The 411-nt window shown below is 73.0% G+C and carries 1 protein-coding gene; it reads left to right on the top strand.

The annotated features are described in order from the left end of the window. Positions 1-106: 106 nt before the first annotated feature. A partial coding sequence (locus I8N67_RS42030; protein ID WP_200309690.1) for a hypothetical protein occupies positions 107-411 on the top strand: 305 nt, incomplete at its 3' end.

Here is a 411-nt window from a genome sequence, read left to right as displayed (position 1 = left end):
GCCGAGCCGTCCGCGCCCGTTGTGTGAGCCCGCCCCCGACAACCAGAACGGCCGCCCGGGACCTAGCCGGGCGGCCGCCGGCCCACCATCCCACCAGGAGCACCCAATGACCGAACCCACCGCCGACCTTCTCCGCCGCGCCGAGGCCTACCTGTCTGCCCTGCACGGCTCTGTTGCCCGGCACGACAACATGGCCGCGAACCTCGGCTGTGCCGGGTGCGAGTTGCGGGACCAGATCCGTGGCGCACTGGCCGAGCCTGCCGCCGTACCGCCGCCCACAGACCGGGCCGCGCTCCGCGACCGCATCCGTCAAGCGGTGTGTGAGGCCGAGGGCTTCGGCTGGGACACCGACATGCTGGAGCCCGACGAGTACGGCGACGTCGCCGATGCGGTGCTGTCGGTCCTGCCGGA

Origin of the sequence: Streptomyces adelaidensis (assembly GCF_016598475.1) — a bacterium.
Lineage (GTDB): Bacteria > Actinomycetota > Actinomycetes > Streptomycetales > Streptomycetaceae > Streptomyces > Streptomyces adelaidensis.
This window is presented reverse-complemented; position numbering and strand designations above follow the sequence as displayed.